The sequence below is a fragment of the Hoeflea sp. 108 genome (genome assembly GCF_000372965.1).
GTDB lineage: Bacteria > Pseudomonadota > Alphaproteobacteria > Rhizobiales > Rhizobiaceae > Aminobacter.
Genome location: NZ_KB890024.1, coordinates 1,330,276 through 1,347,526, shown reverse-complemented (window position 1 = coordinate 1,347,526; position 17,251 = coordinate 1,330,276). Strand labels below are relative to the sequence as shown.

Genomic DNA, 17,251 nt, shown 5'->3' with positions numbered 1-17,251 from the left:
GAAAGTGCTTATGGCTAACAAGATCAACACCGTGGTGCACAAGTTCACCACCCACGCCGACGGCTCCGATGCAGCGCTCTACATGCAGGAGCTGGTCGGCGAGCAGGACGGCCCCACCGTCGGCCTGTCGGCGTCCATTCACGGCAACGAAAACGCCGGCTCGCAGGCAATACTGGAACTGTTCAGGATCCTCGTCGACACGCCGCTGAAGGGCAGGATCCTCATGCTGCCCGTTGCCAATGCCCGCGCCATGGCTCTCAACCGTCGCTTCACGCCGCTGGACGAGCTCAACCTCAACCGCGAATTTCCCGGCAACGCGCGCGGCACCTACACGCAGCAGCTGGCCAAGGCCATCAGCGAGCATTTCCTTGAGAAGATCGACCTCCACATCGACCTTCATTCCGGCACCGACCGGCCGACCGTCGACTACATCTACATTCTCAATGACGAGGCCCTGTCGCGCTCGTTCGGCTCCAAGGTCCTCTATCGCCCGACCGAGTCCAAGGAAGGCACGTCCTTCGACGGCACGACCAAGGCCGTGACCATCGACCAGCGCGGCATTTCTTCTGTCGTCGTCGAGCTCGGCGGCGGCATCGTCGACCAGACCCCGTATGTGAAGCGCACCGTCGACGGCGTGCTGAACATGCTGCGCCACAAGGGTGTCATCCCGGGCGACGTCAGGCCTGCGCCCAAGCAGATTGTCGTCAACGAGATCGCCGGCATCCGCCCCACCCAGGCAGGATGGCTCGAGCCCCTGTCGCCGGCACTCGGCGAAACGATCAAGAAGGGCGAGTTGCTCGGCCGCGTCGTCAGCCCCTACACGTTCCAGACGCTGGAAGAGATCCCGTCGCCTTACGACAACGGCGTCATGATCCTCTCGCACCTGTCGCGCAATCTGGTCGAGTCCGGCGATTACGGCTTCATGGTCGGCAATCTGGAAGGTGCGACCGACTGACCGGCGAAGACCTCGAAAGCGGGGAGCGCCGTCGGGCCCTCCCCGCTTCACCAGCAAGGAACGGAGCAAGATGAGCCACACGTCCGCCATCAGTCCCCAGCCAGCATCCACGGTGCTGGCGCGCCCGGTGCTTACCGTGCGCGACCTTGAGATCAGCATTCGAACCAGCCAAGGCTCGTTTGCTGTTGTCTCCGACATGGCGCTGTCGGTCGCGCCGGGTGAGACGGTCTGCATCGTGGGAGAGTCCGGCTGCGGCAAGTCGATGACGGCGCTGTCATTGCTGCGTCTGCTTCCGGAAGCGGCACGCGTGACCGGCGGCAGCATCGTGATCGACGGGGCGGACCTGCTCGCGCTCGATCGGCGAACCGTCGAGGACTATCGCGGCGAAAAGATCGCGATGATTTTCCAGGAGCCGTTGACGGCGCTCAATCCTGTGCTGACTGTCGGCGAGCAGATTGCCGAAGCGGTTCGCCAGCACCGCAATCTCGGACGGCGCGCGGCTTTCGAGCGCGCCATCGAAGCGCTTCGCCTGGTGCAGATGCCCGATCCGGAACGCCGTGCCCGTCAGTATCCGCACGAATTGTCCGGCGGCATGCGCCAGCGCGCCATGATTGCACTTGCGCTGGTCTGCGAGCCACGCATTCTCGTGGCTGACGAGCCGACCACGGCCCTCGACGTGACCATCCAGGCCCAGATCCTGGGGCTCATCTCGGACCTTCAGAAGCGGCTGGGCACGGCTCTGGTGATGATCACCCATGATCTCGGCGTCGTTGCCGAAGTCGCCGATCGCGTCGTCGTCATGTATGCCGGCCGCCGGATCGAGGAGGCGTCGGCCACCGACCTCTTCGACAACCCCATGCATCCCTACACGCTCGGCCTGCTTGGCGCCATTCCGCGGTCGCACGCCGGCGCTGCCGTCGGCGATCGCCTGGTCGACATAACAGGCACCGTGCCGCCGCTCTGGGATCTGCCTTCCGGCTGCGCCTTCTCTCCACGATGCCCCAAGGCCACAGAGCGCTGTCATCAGCAGCGGCCGGAATTCGAAGAAAAGCAGCCAGGCCACTTTGCCGCCTGCTGGGAGGTCGCTCATGCCAATGGCTGAAACATCCGCACCGCTGCTGGCAGTCAGTGATCTGAAGGTGCATTTCCCCATCCGTGGCGGTGTGTTCAGCCGCGTCGTCGGCGCTGTCCGCGCGGTCGATGGCGTCAGTTTTTCACTTCGCCGTGGCGAGACGCTGAGCCTTGTCGGCGAGTCAGGCTGCGGCAAGTCCACCACCGGCCTTGCCTTGATGGGGCTGCAAAAATCCACCGGCGGCAAGGTCGAATTCGATGGCCAGACGGTCAGCGGCTTCCGCGGCGCCGCGCTCAAATCCTACCGCAAGCGGGTACAGATCATCTTCCAGGATCCGTTCTCGTCACTCAATCCGCGTCATCGCGTGCGAGACATCATCCGCGCGCCGCTCGATATCCACCAGGTCGGAACGCCCTCGGAGCGCGCAGCGCGTGTTGTCGAACTCATGGAACGGGTTGGCCTGCGTCCCGATCAGGCCGGCAACTTCGCGCATCAGTTCTCCGGTGGCCAGCGCCAGCGTATCGGCATCGCACGTGCACTTGCTCTCAACCCCGACGTCATCGTCTGTGACGAGCCGGTTTCGGCGCTCGACGTGTCGGTCCAGGCGCAGATCCTCAACCTGTTGTCCGATCTGCAACGCGACCTCGGCATCTCCTTCCTGTTCATCTCCCACGATCTCGGCGTCGTCGAATACCTCTCCCATCGCGTCGCGGTGATGTATCTCGGCAAGATCGTCGAGATCGCCGACAAGGCCGCGATCTTTGCCAATCCGACGCACCCCTACACCGAGCTTCTCATTCGCTCGGCACCGTCGCTCGACCCGCGCAAGCGCCATCAATTCAAGGCGTCGAACGACGACATTCCTAGTGCCACCAACAAACCTTCCGGCTGCGCCTTCCATACGCGCTGCCCGCTGGCATCGGAGGTTTGCCGCACGACCGAACCACAGCTCGGCATGCGCGATGACGGTCGCATGCTGGCTTGCCACCACCGCTGATCCAAACTGCCGGAACGACATCCATGACCCAGACCTATCTCTTCACCGGCGGCAAGGTTCTCGACGCCGTCGACGGCAAACTTCTCGACGGACTTGCGGTGCTGGTGGGCGGCGGCAATATCCTTGAGGTCGCGCCCTCAATCGCCGCCCCTTCCGACGCGCAGGAGATAGAACTCGGCGGCCGCACGCTGATGCCGGGAATGATCGACTGCCACATGCATGTCGTGGCGGAATCTCTTGATCTCTGGTCAAACGCCATCGCGCCGTCATCGCTCGCGGCATTGCGTTCGGCACGAGTGATGACCGAAACACTCATGCGCGGGTTCACCACGATCCGCGATCTCGGCGGCGCCGATCACGGACTGGTGCGCGCCGTGGAAGAAGGATTGATCGACGGGCCGCGGCTTGTCATCTGCGGCAAGGGGCTGTCGACGACAGGCGGCCATTGCGACCTGCGCCAACGCACCGACGACCGTCCCGGCATCATGTCCGACCGCCTGGGCTCGATGGGCATCATCGTCGACGGCGTGGACGATGTGCGCCGCGTCTCAAGAGAGATGATCAAGAGCGGCGCCCGCTTCATCAAGGTCATGGCCAATGGCGGGGTTTCCTCACCCAACGACCCGATCCACTCGCTGCAGTTCTCGCGTGCCGAACTGGAGGCAATCGTCGAAGAAGCCGACAATGCCGGGCTCTACGTATCGGCCCATGTCTACACCGACGCCGCCATCCGCCGCGTCGTCGAGCTCGGCGTCCATTCGCTCGAGCACTGCAACCTGATCACCGCGGATACCGCCCGACTGGCTGCCGAAAAAGGCTGCATCGCTGTGCCCACGCTGGTTGCCTATGACGCGCTCGCCCTCGATGGCGAAGAGTTGGGCCTGGGTGCCGACGAATTCGCCAAGATCGAGATCGTGCGCCAAGGCGGGCTGCGTTCGCTCGAAATCATGCGCGATGCGGGACTGCCAATGGCCTTCGGTTCCGACCTGCTCGGCCAGTTGCGCAAGTATTACTGCATGGAGTTCGAGCTTCTCGCCAAGGTTCTCTCGCCTGCGGAGATCATCCGTTCGGCGACCGTCGTCGGTGCGGAATTGTGCCGCCTGACCGGCAAGGCCGGCGTGATCGCTCCAGGCTCTTATGCCGACCTGCTCGTCATTGATGGCGACCCGCTGGCCGATATCGGGCTGCTCCAGGGCGACGGCGCGCATATGAGCGCCATCATGGCCAACGGACGCCTGGTCAAGAACCGGCTCTGATCGAGCTGCCACCGCTGCGAGCCCGCAGGGCTTCGGATTTGTGAGGAATGTGATGCTGTTGGGACATGAACTTGCCGCGATTACCGCCGGCGTCGACCGGCTGTACAGGACAACGCCGCGCGGCGACGGTTTCCTGAACAAGGAAGGCCTCATTCCTGTCGCCGTGGCAAACGTCGAGCCCTTGTCGTTGCGCAGCTACGCAGAGGCTGCCCAGGCACTCCATGACCTCGCCCTTCGCCTGCCTGGTGAAGCTGAAAGCGAACTGCGCCGGGCCTACCTCGCGGAGATGATCGACTCGCTGTTGGCGCTGGTGACCACCTTTGAGGAGAAGGAGATTTCCTTCGCCGAACGCCTGCGGCGCCAGCTTCGCGTCGACACGCAGATGGTGCCGCAGTCGGTGCTCGACGGCTATGTTCGAACGATCCGGGAAAAGCTGGACGAGCTTGGTTACGTCGGCTCGTCGCTGGCGGAAGATCTGGGGCGCTGGGAAGAAGACAACAGGGTTTCTCCTGACGGCGTCCTGCAGGTCTTGCGCGGCTATGGCGAAGAGGCGCGCAGCCGAACCAGCGCCCTGATGTATGACATGCAGCAGGAATGGCTCGAACCGGTCGCGGTCCAATCAGTCCCGTTCTCGGCCTATTGCGACTACCCGGCGCGTCGGCTGCTGCTCAACCTGGACTTTCCATACACGCGATACGCCCTCAAGCATCTGGCCTGCCACGAAGCCTTCCCCGGACACCTCGTCCATCTTGCCCTGCGCCAGCGATACGTCGCCGAAGGGCGGATGCCGCTCGACGGCGCCCAGGTGGTGACCAGTTCGGCCAGCAGCGCCCTGTTCGAGGGCATTGCCGACAATGGCCTGTTTTTCCTCAACTGGGTCGACACGCCTGATGACGAGCTGGCCGTAACGCTGCAACGACTGCGAAGCGCCCTGCGCTGCAATGCTGCCTGGATGCTGCACCACATGAACAAGACGCTCGACGAGATCGTGCCTGTCATTGCGGAGGCCGGGTTCCAGACCGAGGCCACCGTCCGAGGGCGGCTCTCCTTCCTCAACCACGGCCTGCGGGCGCCGTTCGTCTACGCCTATTGGTGCGGCGAAACCGCAGTGTATGACGTCTGGAAGTCAGTTGAGCGCGAGCGCCGTCCCGAATTCTGGCACTACCTCTACGCCAACATGCACACGCCGGAAACGCTGCGCACGTTCTGGAAGAGCTGAACGGCAGGCAGCCAGCTCTGCCTACCGGCTAGCCAAAAGAACCTTGCGCTAAGCCAGACCGAGCCGACTTTTCCGCCTGGCTGCCCAGGCCGTGATTAGCTGGTCTGCGGTGAGTCCCATGAAGGCCACGCAGAGGCCGAGCACAAGGCCCTTGCCGGCATCATTGAAGGTCAGCGCCCGGAAAATTTCCTGGCCGATGTCCTTGGTGCCGATGAAGGCCGCGATGATGACCATGAACAGAGCGAACATGATCGTCTGGTTGATGCCGAGCATGATCTCCGGGAAGGCGAGCGGCATGCGGATGTTCCACAGCAGTTGGCGCCGGGTGCAGCCCGACGTGATGCCGGCTTCGACGATATCCTCGGGCACGTTGCGCAGGCCGAAGATGGTGTAACGCACGATCGGGATCATGGCATAGATGATGATCGCCGAGATCGCGGCGACGTCGCCGACCTTGAACAGCATGATCACAGGGATCAGGTAGATGAAGGATGGAAAGGTCTGGAAGGTGTCGCACAAAAGCTTGACGATGCCGGTACGGCGCTCGCTGTGCGATGCCCAGATGCCGATCGGCAGGCCGATCAGGATGCAGATCAGCACGGCCACCGTCACCATGTAGGCTGTTATCAGCGACCGCTCCCAGTAGCCGGCGAAGGCGATGAACAGAACGAAGCCTGCGACGACGAGCGCCAGGCGCAGCCCCCCCAGCGACCAGCCGGCGGCCGCGACCAGCGCGACCATCGCCGTCCAGGGAATGCTCTGAAACAGGTCGCGCACGGGGATCAATACATAGAGCAGCATGGCATTGCGCAGATATTGCAGCGGGTCGTAGAGCGTGACCGTGACCCAGTCGACCAGCGCGTCCCAGAAGGGTGCTGTGCTGAGAGCAAGGTTTGACGGCCAGGCCTGTGCATAGGGCGTCAGCTGCGCCAGCACGAGCGAACCGACAACGACCAGCGCCGTGGCGCTGAGAAATGGAAAGCGTTGCAGGAAGGTGGCGTCGGGCGCCACATGCGAGGGTTGTTTGTAGGCGGCCGCACGGCTCAGCTGGTCGAGCGTGATTGCCATCAGGACGATCGCCACGCCGCTTTCCAGCGCCTGCCCTATCTTCAATGCCTGCAGCCTGAACAGGAGATCGTGTCCGAGACCGCGCGCACCGACGAAGGAGGCAATGACCACCATGGCAAGACACTGCATGATGACCTGGTTGACGCCGACCAGCAGCGACTGGCGGGCCGACGGTATCTCGACCAGCCACAAGGTCTGGAAGCGGGTGCAGCCGGCCATCTTGCCCGCCTCACGCACCTCTTCGGCGACGCCTTTCAGCCCAAGGATGGTAAGCCGGGCCATAGGCGGGATTGCGAAGATGACGGTGGCGATCGCACCGGCCTTGTGGCCGACCCCGATGAACACGGCGATGGGGATCAGGTAGGAAAAATGCGGCAACGACTGCAGCACGTTGAGCAGCGGCACGATGAGCGCTTCGAACCACTGTTTCTTCACTGCGAGAATGCCGATGCCGAAACCGATGAGACCGGCTATGGGGGCCGCGACCAGCACCACCGACAAGGTGATCATCGACAGCTCCCACTTGCCGAAGATCGCCATATAAGCGACGCAGATCGCCGCCAGTGCGCCAAGCCGCCAGTCCCTGAGGTAGCAGCCCAACACGCCGGCCAAGCCTGAGATCATGACCCATGGCAAGGCCGCGACGCCGATCTTCGGAAAGCCCGAGACGAAGATGCCTTCGACGAAGGCCAGCGGCCAGGTGATCAGTTCGGCTACGCCGCGCGTCAGGTCCCTGAACGAGAACAGCCCAAAGATGGCGTCGTCACGGAGATGCCCGATCAGCGTATTGGCCCAGTCGACAAAGGGGATCGTCCAACCCTTGGGCACCTGCACAGCCCAGCCAGGCAGCCGCGAGGCGACCAGCAGCAGCACGACGAAGGGCAGAACCACGAGCAGCGGCTTGGTTAGAGTGGCCAACGGCTTGCGCGGCTCGACCTCCACCGGTCGGGACAAAGCCGCCGCGCTCATGCGCACTGCTCCTTGCCGTAGAGAGCGTCGATCAGGCTGTCCCGGCTGAGCGAACCTACCAGCGCACCTTCATCGTCGATGACGTCGACCGGGCGCTCGGAGCACAGCACCTGGCGGGCGACGTCGGCCAGAAGCGCCTGGGCTTGAACTGCCGCCCCATCGGGCGTGCGGGACGACGCAGGTGCCATGACCGACCGCACCGACAACAGGCGGTCGTGGGGAACGTTGCGCGTGAATTCGGCGACGTAAGGCGTGGCCGGGCAGGTGACCAGCTCTTCCGCGGTGCCAAGCTGTTCGACGACACCATCCTTCATGATGGCGATGCGGTCGGCGACGCGGATCGCCTCGTCGAAATCATGGGTGATGAAGACGATGGTCTTGTTGAGCACCTTCTGCAGGCGCAGGAACTCGTCCTGCATCTCGCGGCGGATGAGCGGGTCGAGCGCCGAGAACGGCTCGTCGAGGAACCAGACGTCGGGGCCGACGGCAAGCGAGCGGGCGATGCCGACACGCTGCTGCTGGCCGCCGGAAAGCTCGCGCGGATAGTAGCCCTCGCGACCCTTCAGCCCGACCAGCTCGATGACCTCGCGGGCGCGGGCCTCGCGCTTCTGCCGGTCCGTACCGCGGACCTGCAGGGGAAAGGCGACATTGTCGAGCACGGTGCGATGCGGCAGCAGGGCGAAATGCTGGAAGACCATACCCATCTTGTGGCGCCTGAGGTCAATCAGCTCACGCTCGGACGCGGCCAGGATGTCCTGGCCTTCGAACATGACTTCGCCTGAAGTTGGCTCGATCAGGCGGGCAAGGCAGCGCAGCAGCGTCGACTTGCCGGAGCCCGAAAGGCCCATGACGACAAGAATCTCGCCAGGCATCACCTCGAATGAGACGTCGCGGACTGCAGGGATGTAACCTTCGCCGCGGATGGCTTCGACCGACGGCGTGTCGGCCTGGCGGCGCAGGAAGCCGGCAGGATCGGAGCCATAGAGCTTCCACAGGTTGCGGCATGCGATTTTCGCTTCGGACATGTCGGTGCTGCCTCTCGCCAGGGGCCGATGGGTATGCGCGGCAAGGTGGCGCCCGCATTTGCGCGGGCGTCACGACGCCATGACAGGACGGATGGATGCGGGATCAGCTGGCCGAACCCAGCCAGGCCTTCCAGCGTGCCTCGTTGTCGGCCAGCCATTTGTCGGCCGCCGCCTCGGGCTCCATGTTGTCGATGTCGGCGAGCTTCGCCTGCACGGCGATGTCCATGTTGGAGAAGTTGATCTTCTGCAGAATGGCGTAGGCCTTGGGCCACTTGGTCGGGAATTCCTTCCAGGCGGCGATCTTCAGGTAGCCGTCCTTCGGGTTGCCGCAATCGTAGCTCAGCTCCTTGTTGGAACCCCAGGACGGATCGTCCTTGCACTTGGGATCATAGGCCGGGAACTCGACGAACTTGCCGTCGTAGAGCGCTTCGACGAAGTTCGGCGTCCAGTTGAACAGGACGATCGGCTCCTTGCGCTTGACCGCCGAGTCGAGTTCAGCCCACAGCGCCGCCGACGACCCTGCATTGACGACCTCGAAGTTCATGCCGAGTGCCTCGACACGTTCGGCGTCATGCTTGAGCCAGTCGACGGGGCCACCGAGGAACCGGCCCTTGGGCGCGGTTTCGGCGGTCGCGAACTTGTCGGCGCAGGCGTTCAGTGCCTCCCATGCCGGCAGGCCGGGGCACACTTCCTCGACATAGGTCGGGTACCACCATTCCTCGCGCGTCTTGGCGTCATGGGTGGCGGCATCGATGACGCAGCCTTCCTTGACGACCTTCTGGAACGCGACGCCGAAGGCGCCTTCCCAGACTTCGTGCACGAGGCTGACATCGCCTTCGCAGAGCGCGGTGTAGACGACCTGGCTGTCGGCGGAGACGTATTCGACCTTGGCGCCACCCTTCTCGAGCAGCTTGCCGACGATATGGGCACCGACGATCTGGCTCGACCAGTTGTGGGTCGGGATCTTGATGACGTCGGTGGAATCCTGGGCGAATGCTGTGCCTGCCGCAAAAGCCATCATCGTGGCCATAGTTGCGGACTTGGTGAAATTCGTCATTGAACCTCCCGTTCCTGTGTGTTGCGATTGTTCCCATGGAAGGCGGGGTGCTGGCCTCTTCGTGCCGGGTCGTTTCCGCTCCATTCCCGCAAGATAGCGGCGAGAAGTGAACCGGTGTCGCCCGGGGTGTAAAAGTCGTGAGCCGACTTGTGAAATAATGTTAACAAAGAGCCGGGTCAGGTCATGCGACGAAGCCCCCAGACCATTTTTCCAGCCGAGGGCTAGGACCAGCGCGGAAGCGCCATCATCTTCGCATTTTTATATTCGAGACTGCCGGACAGTCCTTGGCTTGCAACCGCACGCTTCGATACAAGAAGCTGATCTCGGCCATCTACAGGCATGTCTTCTTGGTGATCGCTCTATGAACCCCAACATTCTCGTTGTTGATGACGACCCGGACATCCGCAACGTGATCGGCATTGCGCTGGAAAGAGCGGGCATGCACGTCCAGCAGGCTGCCAATGGGCGCCTGGCCCTGGAGCAGTTACAACGACACCACGCCGACCTGGTGGTGCTCGATATTGGAATGCCTGTCATGGGAGGCATCGAATGCTGCAAGGCCATCCGCGCAAACTCACATGTTCCAATCGTCTTCCTGACAGCGCATGACGACGAAGTCGACCGGATCGTCGGATTCGAGCTTGGGGCGGACGACTATGTCAGCAAGCCGTTTTCGCCGCGAGAATTGCTGCTGCGGATCAAGGCCATACTGGCAAGAGGCAAGCAGGCAGGCGGCATCGTGAGGCACGGCGACCTAAGCCTCGATAGCGGACGCCACATCTGCTCTCTTGCCGGCAAGGATCTGCCGCTGACGGCAACGGAGTTTTCGGTTCTGGAAATCCTGTCGGCGCAACCCGGGATCGTCGTCGGCCGTGGAACCATGATCGACAAGGCTTATGGCGGGAACAACACCTTGTCAGGACGCACGGTGGACAGCCATGTGCGCAACATCCGCGCCAAGGCCGAGCTCCTTGGTTATTCCGATGTGATCGAGACCGTAAGAGGCGTGGGCCTGCGGCTTGGCAATTGCGTTGCCGGGCCCGGCGCAGCGTGAGCAGGATAGCACGCAAATGGCGGCCATCCATGCCACAGGTCGTGTCGATCGTCTGTGCAAGCCTGCTTGCGGTGCCGATCGCGACGACGCTGGCGTTGCAGATCGGAACAAACCGGCTGGTCAATGAGACGGAGGCGTCGCTCATCAAGCAAGCGGCCATCTATGCCGGCGCCTATGTCGTCGCTTTCGAGGCCGCTTCGCCTGAAGGCGAAGCGCTCATACCAGGATACTATCTGCCGCCGCCCAAGCGCATATTCTGGAGCGCCAGGTCACGAACCTTTCAACCGCTCCTGAACCTTCGTCAGGATGTGGTCGAGCCTGTCCGTCCAGATGCCGTGCCCACCACGGAGCAACTCGACCCGCGATATCTCAGGATTGCGCCTGAGCTGGGTGCCTTGGCCGACAACGCCAGCCGGACGACGCTTTCGACGGTCGTTTTCCTGGACCATCAAGGCATTGACATGCTCGCGCCCGCGCCTGCGAGCTTTGCCACGGTGCCGGAAGTTCGACAGGCGCTGCAAGGCGATGTCGGCGCTGCCCTGCGCTGGCGGAGCGACGCGGGCTCGCGGTTTCGCCTGGCTGTGCTTGGCGGCGGGACGGGCTTCAGGGTGATGGTTGCCTATCCCGTCATCAGCCACAACAGGGTCATCGGCGCGGTCTATTTGTCCAGGACCGCTCCCAGGTTGTCGGAGTATTTCGCCGGAGAGCGCATCGCCTTGATTGTCCTGGCGGCCGTGACGCTGTTGAGCGCCGCTGTCGTCGGAACGTTGCTGGTGCGGACGATGCTCCGGCCGATCCGCGCCCTGCGCGACCAGTCAAGAATGGTCGCCGATGGCGGCCATTCCGAGCTTGCTCCGCTCGGCCACTACGGCATGCGGGAGATTGCCGAACTTGGCGAGGCTGTCATCACCATGGCTGGCACGCTGTCGCGGCGCAGCAAAGAAATCGGCATCTACACCAACCACGTCACCCACGAGCTGAAATCACCGGTGACCTCGATCATGGGTGCTGCCGAGTTGCTCGAGGACGGCCACCTGTCCGATGAAGCACAACAAAGCCTCGTAAGCAGCATCAAGACCCAGGGGCAGCGGATGGATCTGCTGCTCCACCAGCTCCGCGACATGACGAGGACTCGCGAAAGCGCGCGCGGCGAGCCCGGCCGGGCGAAGGACATGTTGCCAGAGATTGCCGGGCTCGACATCAACCTGGCTCCCCCGGATGCCATCCTGCCGCTGTCGGTTGCGCATGGACAGACAATACTGGCGCACATGGCGGGGAATGCCCGCCATCATGGGGCGACCAGGCTCGAGCTGAATTGGGATGGCCGGGCACTTCGACTTTCAGACAATGGCGAGGGATTTGCCGACATCGATCTTGGCCGGTTGACTGAACCGTTCTTCACCACGCACCGGGAAGACGGCGGGACGGGCCTTGGCCTGGCCATCGTGGTGGCCATCCTGGACCTTTATGGCGCGCGGCTGACGCCGGTTGCTGCTCCGGGCGGTGCCGTTTTCGAGATCGCGTTCGGCTAGCTCCCGTCGGAGGCTCTGCACAGTATCTGCACGCGGGTTGCACCACTTGGACGGCGAAAGCGCCTCATCCACAAACTAGACATTTGAGGGCAAGCGGGCCTTCAGGCCCCGATCCACTCAAGGGTAGACCTATGAAGTTGAAACGTCTTCTTGGCGCTGTCGTGACGCTTGGCGCCGCGATTGCCGCCACATCCTCGATGGCCTGGGACAATCCCGCCAATCGATACGAGAACGCCTACAAGCAATACACTGATGCGGCATGTCCGCTGCCGGCGGACAAGATCGAGCATTTCGTCTACTTCAGCCGGGATCGCGAGGCGATCCGCGACCATGCCTTCCTGAGCAGCAATCGCTTCACTGGTGCGCAGATCATGTATGTGTGGCGCCAGCTTGAGCCGACTGAGGGACAATACGATTTCTCGCTGATCCAGTCCGACATCGACTACCTCACCAAACACGGCAAGCGGCTTTTCATCCAGTTGCAGGATGCGTCGTTCTCTCCCGAGTACAAGCCGGTGCCCGACTATCTGGTGAAGGACGAATATGGCGGCGGCGTCACCGCGCAACGTAGCGACGATGGAGCCGTCGAAGGCTGGGTTGCCAAGCGCTGGAACGCCAGGGTCCAGGCGCGTTTTGCGGCATTGCTTGCAGCGCTCGGCAAGCAGTTCGACGGTGTTGTCGAGGGCATCAACCTTCAGGAAACGGCAATCGGCGTTACACCGGAGACGGATTCGTCCTTTACCCCGGACAAATATGTGGCAGCGCTCAAAACCAACATGCAAGCCATGAAAGCCGCCTTCCCAACGTCGACGACCATGCTCTACGCGAACTTCATGCCCGGCGAATGGCTACCGTGGGAGGACAAGGGATATCTGCGCGGGATCTACGAGTTTGGCGACAAGATCGGCGTCGGCATGGGGGCTCCTGATCTCATGTACAAGAAGAAGGGCCAACTCAACCATGCTTTGGCGATGATGCATGAAGGCAAGTTCACCGTGCCGCTCGGCATTGCCGTGCAGGACGGCAACTATGTCGGCGAAACAGGCTCGACCAACATCGTGGCAAAGCGCTTGAACCTGGTGCCAAGCCTCCATGCCTTTGCGCAGGATTTCCTCAAGGTCGGCTATATGTTCTGGGTCAACCAGGAGCCCTACTTCGAAGAGGACGTCCTGCCCTGCTTCTCGGCAAAGAAGGGCTGACGTGACAGATCACAGGCCGTGATGGCAGAAGCCGGCGACGCTATGACAAGTGCGGCGCTGGCTCCTTCCGCCGTTGCCCGCGTGGCCCGACTTGTGAAATGATGTCAACAAAAGTCGGGAGGATAAGATGGCATGCGGGTTCAGCATCACATCGTGATCGTCGAAGACGACCCGGTCACGCGGGCGAAGCTTGCCGGCTACTTCCTGGCCGAAGGCTACAAGGTCAGCGAGGCGGGCGACGGCGAGCAGATGCGCGCCATCATGGGCAGGCACCCGGCCGACCTTTTGATGATCGACATCAACCTGCCCGGCGAGGACGGTCTCAAGCTCACCCGCGAACAGCGCGAACGCTCCGATGTCGGCATCATCCTGGTCACCGGAAGAACAGATACCGTCGACCGCATCGTCGGGCTAGAGATCGGGGCTGACGATTACGTCACCAAGCCGGTCGAGCACCGTGAATTGCTGGCCCGGGTGAAGGGGCTGCTGCGCCGCGTCGGCAAGGGACGGCTGCCGCCGATGGCATCAGGCACGCGCCATTTCTACGGCTGGACGCTGGAGGTGGCGCGCCGCACACTGCAGGCATCCGACGGCACCTTCGTCGAACTGACAGGTGCCGAGTTCAAGCTCCTGGCGGTGCTGACGGCCAATCCGGGGCAAGTTCTGTCGCGCGAGCGCCTGCTGCACGAGATTTCCAGGCGCGAATGGGATGCGAGCGACCGCACCGTCGACGTGCTCGTCAGGCGTCTGCGGCAGAAGCTCAAGGACAATCCGCGCACGCCGCGCATCATCGTCACGTCCCATGGCGAGGGCTACTTCTTCGCCCCGGACGCCGCTCAGCACGCCCTGGGAATGAACTGATCCCAGGTCCTCAGGCCTGATGCGCCGGATCAGCAACAGTCTCCAGCATCGCTTCCCATTGCCGCGAGCCCTCGACAAAGGCCGCTTCGCAGGCTGCGACCATGCCGCCCAGATCGCCAACGGGCGATTGCGCGGCAGCGGCCTCCAGCCCTTCCGCCGCCTTCATAAGGCGCGGAAAGCCGAGTGAACCGGCGGTGCTGCGCGTGGCATGAGCAAGATCGCGCAAAGCCTCGCGATCGCCTAAGGCAAGCGCATCATGCATCGACTGGAAACGGCGCGGCAGGCTGTCATGGGCAATGCGGTGAAGCCGCCATACGGCCTCCGAACCAAGCGCCTTCACGTCGGCCTTGCAGGCAGCGACATCGATGGCGGCCACATCGGGACCCGCGGGCGGAACCGTGCGACCGGCCAGAGACGCCACCGCATCGAGCAGATGTTCATGCACGATGGGTTTGGCAACAAAAGCATCGACACCGGCGTCCAGATAACGCTCGATGTCGGTCTTGAACACATGCGCGGACATGGCGATGACGGGCAATTCCGGCGACGACAGTTCTGTCCGGATGCGGCCCATGGTCTCGATGCCGTCGATGCCGGGAAGGCTGACATCCATGACCACGACATCCGGTCTGAACTCGCCGATCGCTTCGAGAGCCAGATAGCCCGAACTCACTGCCGTCACATGGTGACCGGCCCGGGTCAGCAGCGTCGTCGAGACCAGCCGCGTCGCATCGTCGTCCTCGACGACGAGGATTTTGCATGCCGTCGGCAACGTCTTGCGCGCATGGCGATGCTTTTCCGCTGACAGGGTGGCGGCCTTGGCCTTGCGCAGAGGCATGTCGAGCGTGAACGTGCTGCCCGATCTGGGCTGCGAGGCGACCGCAAGCTCCGCCCCCATCAGACGGGCAAATTCGCGGCTGATAGCAAGCCCAAGCCCCGTCCCGCCGAAGCGCCTCGTGATCGAGGCGTCCATCTGGGTGAAGGGCTGGAAGACGTCTTCCTGTCGCTCGCGGGAAATGCCGATCCCCGTATCCGAGACGGCGAGGCGCACCGTCTGCGCTTCCTTGCGATTGGCCGCCACCTTGACCCCGACAAGGACGTGGCCATGCTCGGTGAACTTGATCGCGTTGCTCACCAGGTTGAACAGGATCTGACGTATCTTGCCGGCATCAGCCGTGAAGGCTGCGCCGAGCTTGGGATCGATTTCCAGCCTCAGCTCGAGGCCTTTTTCGATCGCCATCGGCCGCATGAAGGCGACCACCCCCGTGACTAGTTTCGACAGGTCGAAATCGACCTTCTCGATCTCGACATTGCCCGACTCGACCTTCGAGTAATCGAGAATGGCGTTCAAAATGCCGAGCAGTGCTTCGCCGGAGCTGGCCGCCACCGACAGATGCTCGCGCTGCTTGGGGCCGAGCTTGCTGTCGGCCAGCAGGCGCATCATGCCGAGCATGCCGGTCATCGGCGTGCGGATTTCATGGCTCATGGTGGCCAGGAAGGCCGACTTGGCGCTGCTCGCCTGCTCGGCGCGGGCTCTTGCCTCGCCATGGTCGACTGCTTCCTGGCGCAGGCGCCTGTTGGCCAGCCGGATCTGCTCGGTCTGTTCTTCGACCAGTTGTTGCAGCTCTTCGCGGTGGCGCCTGAGTTCGTCGGTAATTCGCTCGCGATCCTGCTCAAGCTCGAGGCGCCGTCGCGACTCGTCGCGGAACTGGTTGACGGCGACCGCCATGGTGCGCAGCTCATCGTCGCCCGTATCGGTGACCGTGACGTCGAGATCGCCCGCTGTCAGCCGCTGCATTGCGCGTGACAGCCCGCTGAGACGGCGGACGAGATTGCGCTCGACATAGAACCAGACGATTGCGCCCGAAGCCAGGATCGCGACGAGCAACGTGACAACGAGCACGACAACGCCGATACGGACCGCGTTATCGGCGCGTTCGGCCGTCGTCCTGGCAAACTCGTCGGAACGGTCGAGAATGTTCCTGGCAACCTGGTTCTGCGTCACCGCAAGATCGCGGTTGGCCTGAGCCATGGCGTCGAGGCTGCCGGCGAGATCGACGACCCGCTGGCGACGACCGAAGATCGAGCCTGAAACGGGCACATCGCCCGCTGCCGCCTCGATTGCGCCAAACAGTTCTACGCCCTGCTTGCGCCGCACCGGGTCGTCGATGCTGAGGATGCGTCGCCGGATGACCTTTACATGGTCCTGGAAAATGCCGCTGATCTCATTGATTTCGGCCTTCGATTCAGCCCGGCTCAGCCGGTTGATCAAAAGGCTGACCTGGGCGCTACGGTGGCGCAATTCGTACATGCGCTCCATCAGGTAGATGTCGTGCTCGATCAGCCGGTCGAGGGCGGTGTAGGCATCCTCGCGGCGCGTCGGGTCGCCGATCAGCCCGTAGAGATTTGCCGTCACCGCCGATGCGCCGGCAGAAGCGTTGGAAATCAGCGTCTCCGACAAAAGCAAAATCGACTGCGCCGCAGCCGCGGCCGCCTCGGCGCCGTCGCGATAGGCCTTGTCTTCGTCGAGACGCTGGCGCACCAGCTCGTTGTTCTGCTTCAGGTTCGCCAGCATCTTCTCGACCGAACCGGCGAAGGTCTCGACAAGGTCAGGGTCGATAGCAAGCTGCCTGACCTCGGCGAGCGACTTGACGATCTCCTGTGACAGCGTCGCAAGCTTGGCCTGCTCGGCCAAAAGCTCGTCGCGCGAGCGCACCGCGGCAAGGGCGGGTGCTGTGGCGATCAGTTTGGCGCTGAGTTCGGCGGTGCGCTGGGTCGCCGCCACCGCCGGCAGCGCCTGGGCGTTCACCACGGCCTGCGCATCGGCAATGTTGCGCAGGATCAGCCAGCTGACGATGCCGGAGGTCAGGGACAGGCCAGTGATGCACAGGAAGGCGAGAAACAGCCTCCCGCCGATGCCGAACCTATGAAGCATGGCTCATATAACCATGGTTTGCGCTGCCTGCGGAAGGTGTCTAGCGTAAGGC

The 17,251-nt window shown here is 63.0% G+C and carries 13 protein-coding genes; 9 read left to right on the top strand and 4 right to left on the bottom strand.

Annotated features, from left to right (window positions below; translation table 11 throughout):
* Positions 1-10: 10 nt before the first annotated feature.
* From B015_RS0106610 to B015_RS0106590, 5 genes are all read left to right on the top strand, one after another.
* On the top strand, positions 11-955 hold the full coding sequence (locus B015_RS0106610; RefSeq protein WP_018426885.1) for a succinylglutamate desuccinylase/aspartoacylase family protein: 945 nt from the start codon (positions 11-13) through the stop codon (positions 953-955).
* A 70-nt stretch (positions 956-1,025) separates the two neighbouring features.
* Entirely contained in the window at positions 1,026-2,057 is a 1,032-nt protein-coding gene (locus tag B015_RS0106605; RefSeq protein ID WP_051091894.1) for an ABC transporter ATP-binding protein, read from the top strand.
* Complete coding sequence (locus B015_RS0106600; protein ID WP_018426883.1) at positions 2,050-3,024, top strand: oligopeptide/dipeptide ABC transporter ATP-binding protein; 975 nt, start codon at positions 2,050-2,052, stop codon at positions 3,022-3,024. The genes B015_RS0106605 and B015_RS0106600 overlap by 8 nt, the downstream gene beginning before the upstream one ends.
* A 23-nt stretch (positions 3,025-3,047) precedes the next feature.
* Positions 3,048-4,280, top strand: a complete 1,233-nt coding sequence (locus B015_RS0106595) for an amidohydrolase family protein (protein WP_018426882.1) — start codon at positions 3,048-3,050, stop codon at positions 4,278-4,280.
* A gap of 52 nt (positions 4,281-4,332) precedes the next feature.
* The gene (locus B015_RS0106590) at positions 4,333-5,499 is read left to right on the top strand and encodes a hypothetical protein (RefSeq protein ID WP_018426881.1); all 1,167 of its coding nucleotides are present in this window, start codon (positions 4,333-4,335) and stop codon (positions 5,497-5,499) included.
* A 48-nt stretch (positions 5,500-5,547) separates the two neighbouring features.
* On the opposite strand, the gene B015_RS0106585 is transcribed toward B015_RS0106590, so the two are convergent.
* From B015_RS0106585 to B015_RS0106575, 3 genes are all read right to left on the bottom strand, one after another.
* Entirely contained in the window at positions 5,548-7,536 is a 1,989-nt protein-coding gene (locus B015_RS0106585) for an ABC transporter permease subunit (RefSeq protein WP_026226968.1), read from the bottom strand.
* On the bottom strand, positions 7,533-8,561 hold the full coding sequence (locus B015_RS0106580; RefSeq protein ID WP_018426879.1) for a glycine betaine/L-proline ABC transporter ATP-binding protein: 1,029 nt from the start codon (positions 8,559-8,561) through the stop codon (positions 7,533-7,535). The genes B015_RS0106585 and B015_RS0106580 overlap by 4 nt, the downstream gene beginning before the upstream one ends.
* A gap of 103 nt (positions 8,562-8,664) precedes the next feature.
* Positions 8,665-9,618 (bottom strand): ABC transporter substrate-binding protein, encoded by a 954-nt coding sequence (locus B015_RS0106575; protein WP_026226967.1) that lies wholly within the window; start codon positions 9,616-9,618, stop codon positions 8,665-8,667.
* Positions 9,619-9,979: 361 nt separating this feature from the next.
* On the opposite strand from B015_RS0106575, the gene B015_RS0106570 reads away from it, so the two are divergent.
* From B015_RS0106570 to torR, 4 genes are all read left to right on the top strand, one after another.
* Positions 9,980-10,672 (top strand): response regulator transcription factor, encoded by a 693-nt coding sequence (locus B015_RS0106570; RefSeq protein WP_018426877.1) that lies wholly within the window; start codon positions 9,980-9,982, stop codon positions 10,670-10,672.
* 29 nt (positions 10,673-10,701) lie between these two features.
* Positions 10,702-12,204: a histidine kinase dimerization/phospho-acceptor domain-containing protein gene (locus tag B015_RS0106565; protein ID WP_018426876.1), complete on the top strand. Its 1,503-nt coding sequence runs from the start codon at positions 10,702-10,704 to the stop codon at positions 12,202-12,204.
* Between the two features lie 131 nt (positions 12,205-12,335).
* Positions 12,336-13,403, top strand: a complete 1,068-nt coding sequence (locus B015_RS0106560; RefSeq protein ID WP_018426875.1) for a hypothetical protein — start codon at positions 12,336-12,338, stop codon at positions 13,401-13,403.
* A gap of 132 nt (positions 13,404-13,535) precedes the next feature.
* Positions 13,536-14,264 (top strand): two-component system response regulator TorR, encoded by a 729-nt coding sequence (gene torR, locus B015_RS0106555; protein WP_018426874.1) that lies wholly within the window; start codon positions 13,536-13,538, stop codon positions 14,262-14,264.
* A gap of 10 nt (positions 14,265-14,274) precedes the next feature.
* On the opposite strand, the gene torS is transcribed toward torR, so the two are convergent.
* Positions 14,275-17,199, bottom strand: coding sequence for a TMAO reductase system sensor histidine kinase/response regulator TorS (gene torS, locus B015_RS0106550; protein WP_018426873.1), 2,925 nt, complete (start codon positions 17,197-17,199; stop codon positions 14,275-14,277).
* Positions 17,200-17,251 lie beyond the last annotated feature (52 nt).

Bases quoted from the DNA above. Each gene is read 5' to 3' on its own strand.
- B015_RS0106610 (WP_018426885.1), top strand. From the start codon at position 11: ATGGCTAACAAGATCAACACCGTGGTGCACAAGTTCACCACCCACGCC.
- B015_RS0106605 (WP_051091894.1), top strand. From the start codon at position 1,026: ATGAGCCACACGTCCGCCATCAGTCCCCAGCCAGCATCCACGGTGCTG.
- B015_RS0106600 (WP_018426883.1), top strand. From the start codon at position 2,050: ATGGCTGAAACATCCGCACCGCTGCTGGCAGTCAGTGATCTGAAGGTG.
- B015_RS0106595 (WP_018426882.1), top strand. From the start codon at position 3,048: ATGACCCAGACCTATCTCTTCACCGGCGGCAAGGTTCTCGACGCCGTC.
- B015_RS0106590 (WP_018426881.1), top strand. From the start codon at position 4,333: ATGCTGTTGGGACATGAACTTGCCGCGATTACCGCCGGCGTCGACCGG.
- B015_RS0106585 (WP_026226968.1), bottom strand. From the start codon at position 7,536: ATGAGCGCGGCGGCTTTGTCCCGACCGGTGGAGGTCGAGCCGCGCAAG.
- B015_RS0106580 (WP_018426879.1), bottom strand. From the start codon at position 8,561: ATGTCCGAAGCGAAAATCGCATGCCGCAACCTGTGGAAGCTCTATGGC.
- B015_RS0106575 (WP_026226967.1), bottom strand. From the start codon at position 9,618: ATGACGAATTTCACCAAGTCCGCAACTATGGCCACGATGATGGCTTTT.
- B015_RS0106570 (WP_018426877.1), top strand. From the start codon at position 9,980: ATGAACCCCAACATTCTCGTTGTTGATGACGACCCGGACATCCGCAAC.
- B015_RS0106565 (WP_018426876.1), top strand. From the start codon at position 10,702: ATGCCACAGGTCGTGTCGATCGTCTGTGCAAGCCTGCTTGCGGTGCCG.
- B015_RS0106560 (WP_018426875.1), top strand. From the start codon at position 12,336: ATGAAGTTGAAACGTCTTCTTGGCGCTGTCGTGACGCTTGGCGCCGCG.
- torR (WP_018426874.1), top strand. From the start codon at position 13,536: ATGCGGGTTCAGCATCACATCGTGATCGTCGAAGACGACCCGGTCACG.
- torS (WP_018426873.1), bottom strand. From the start codon at position 17,199: ATGCTTCATAGGTTCGGCATCGGCGGGAGGCTGTTTCTCGCCTTCCTG.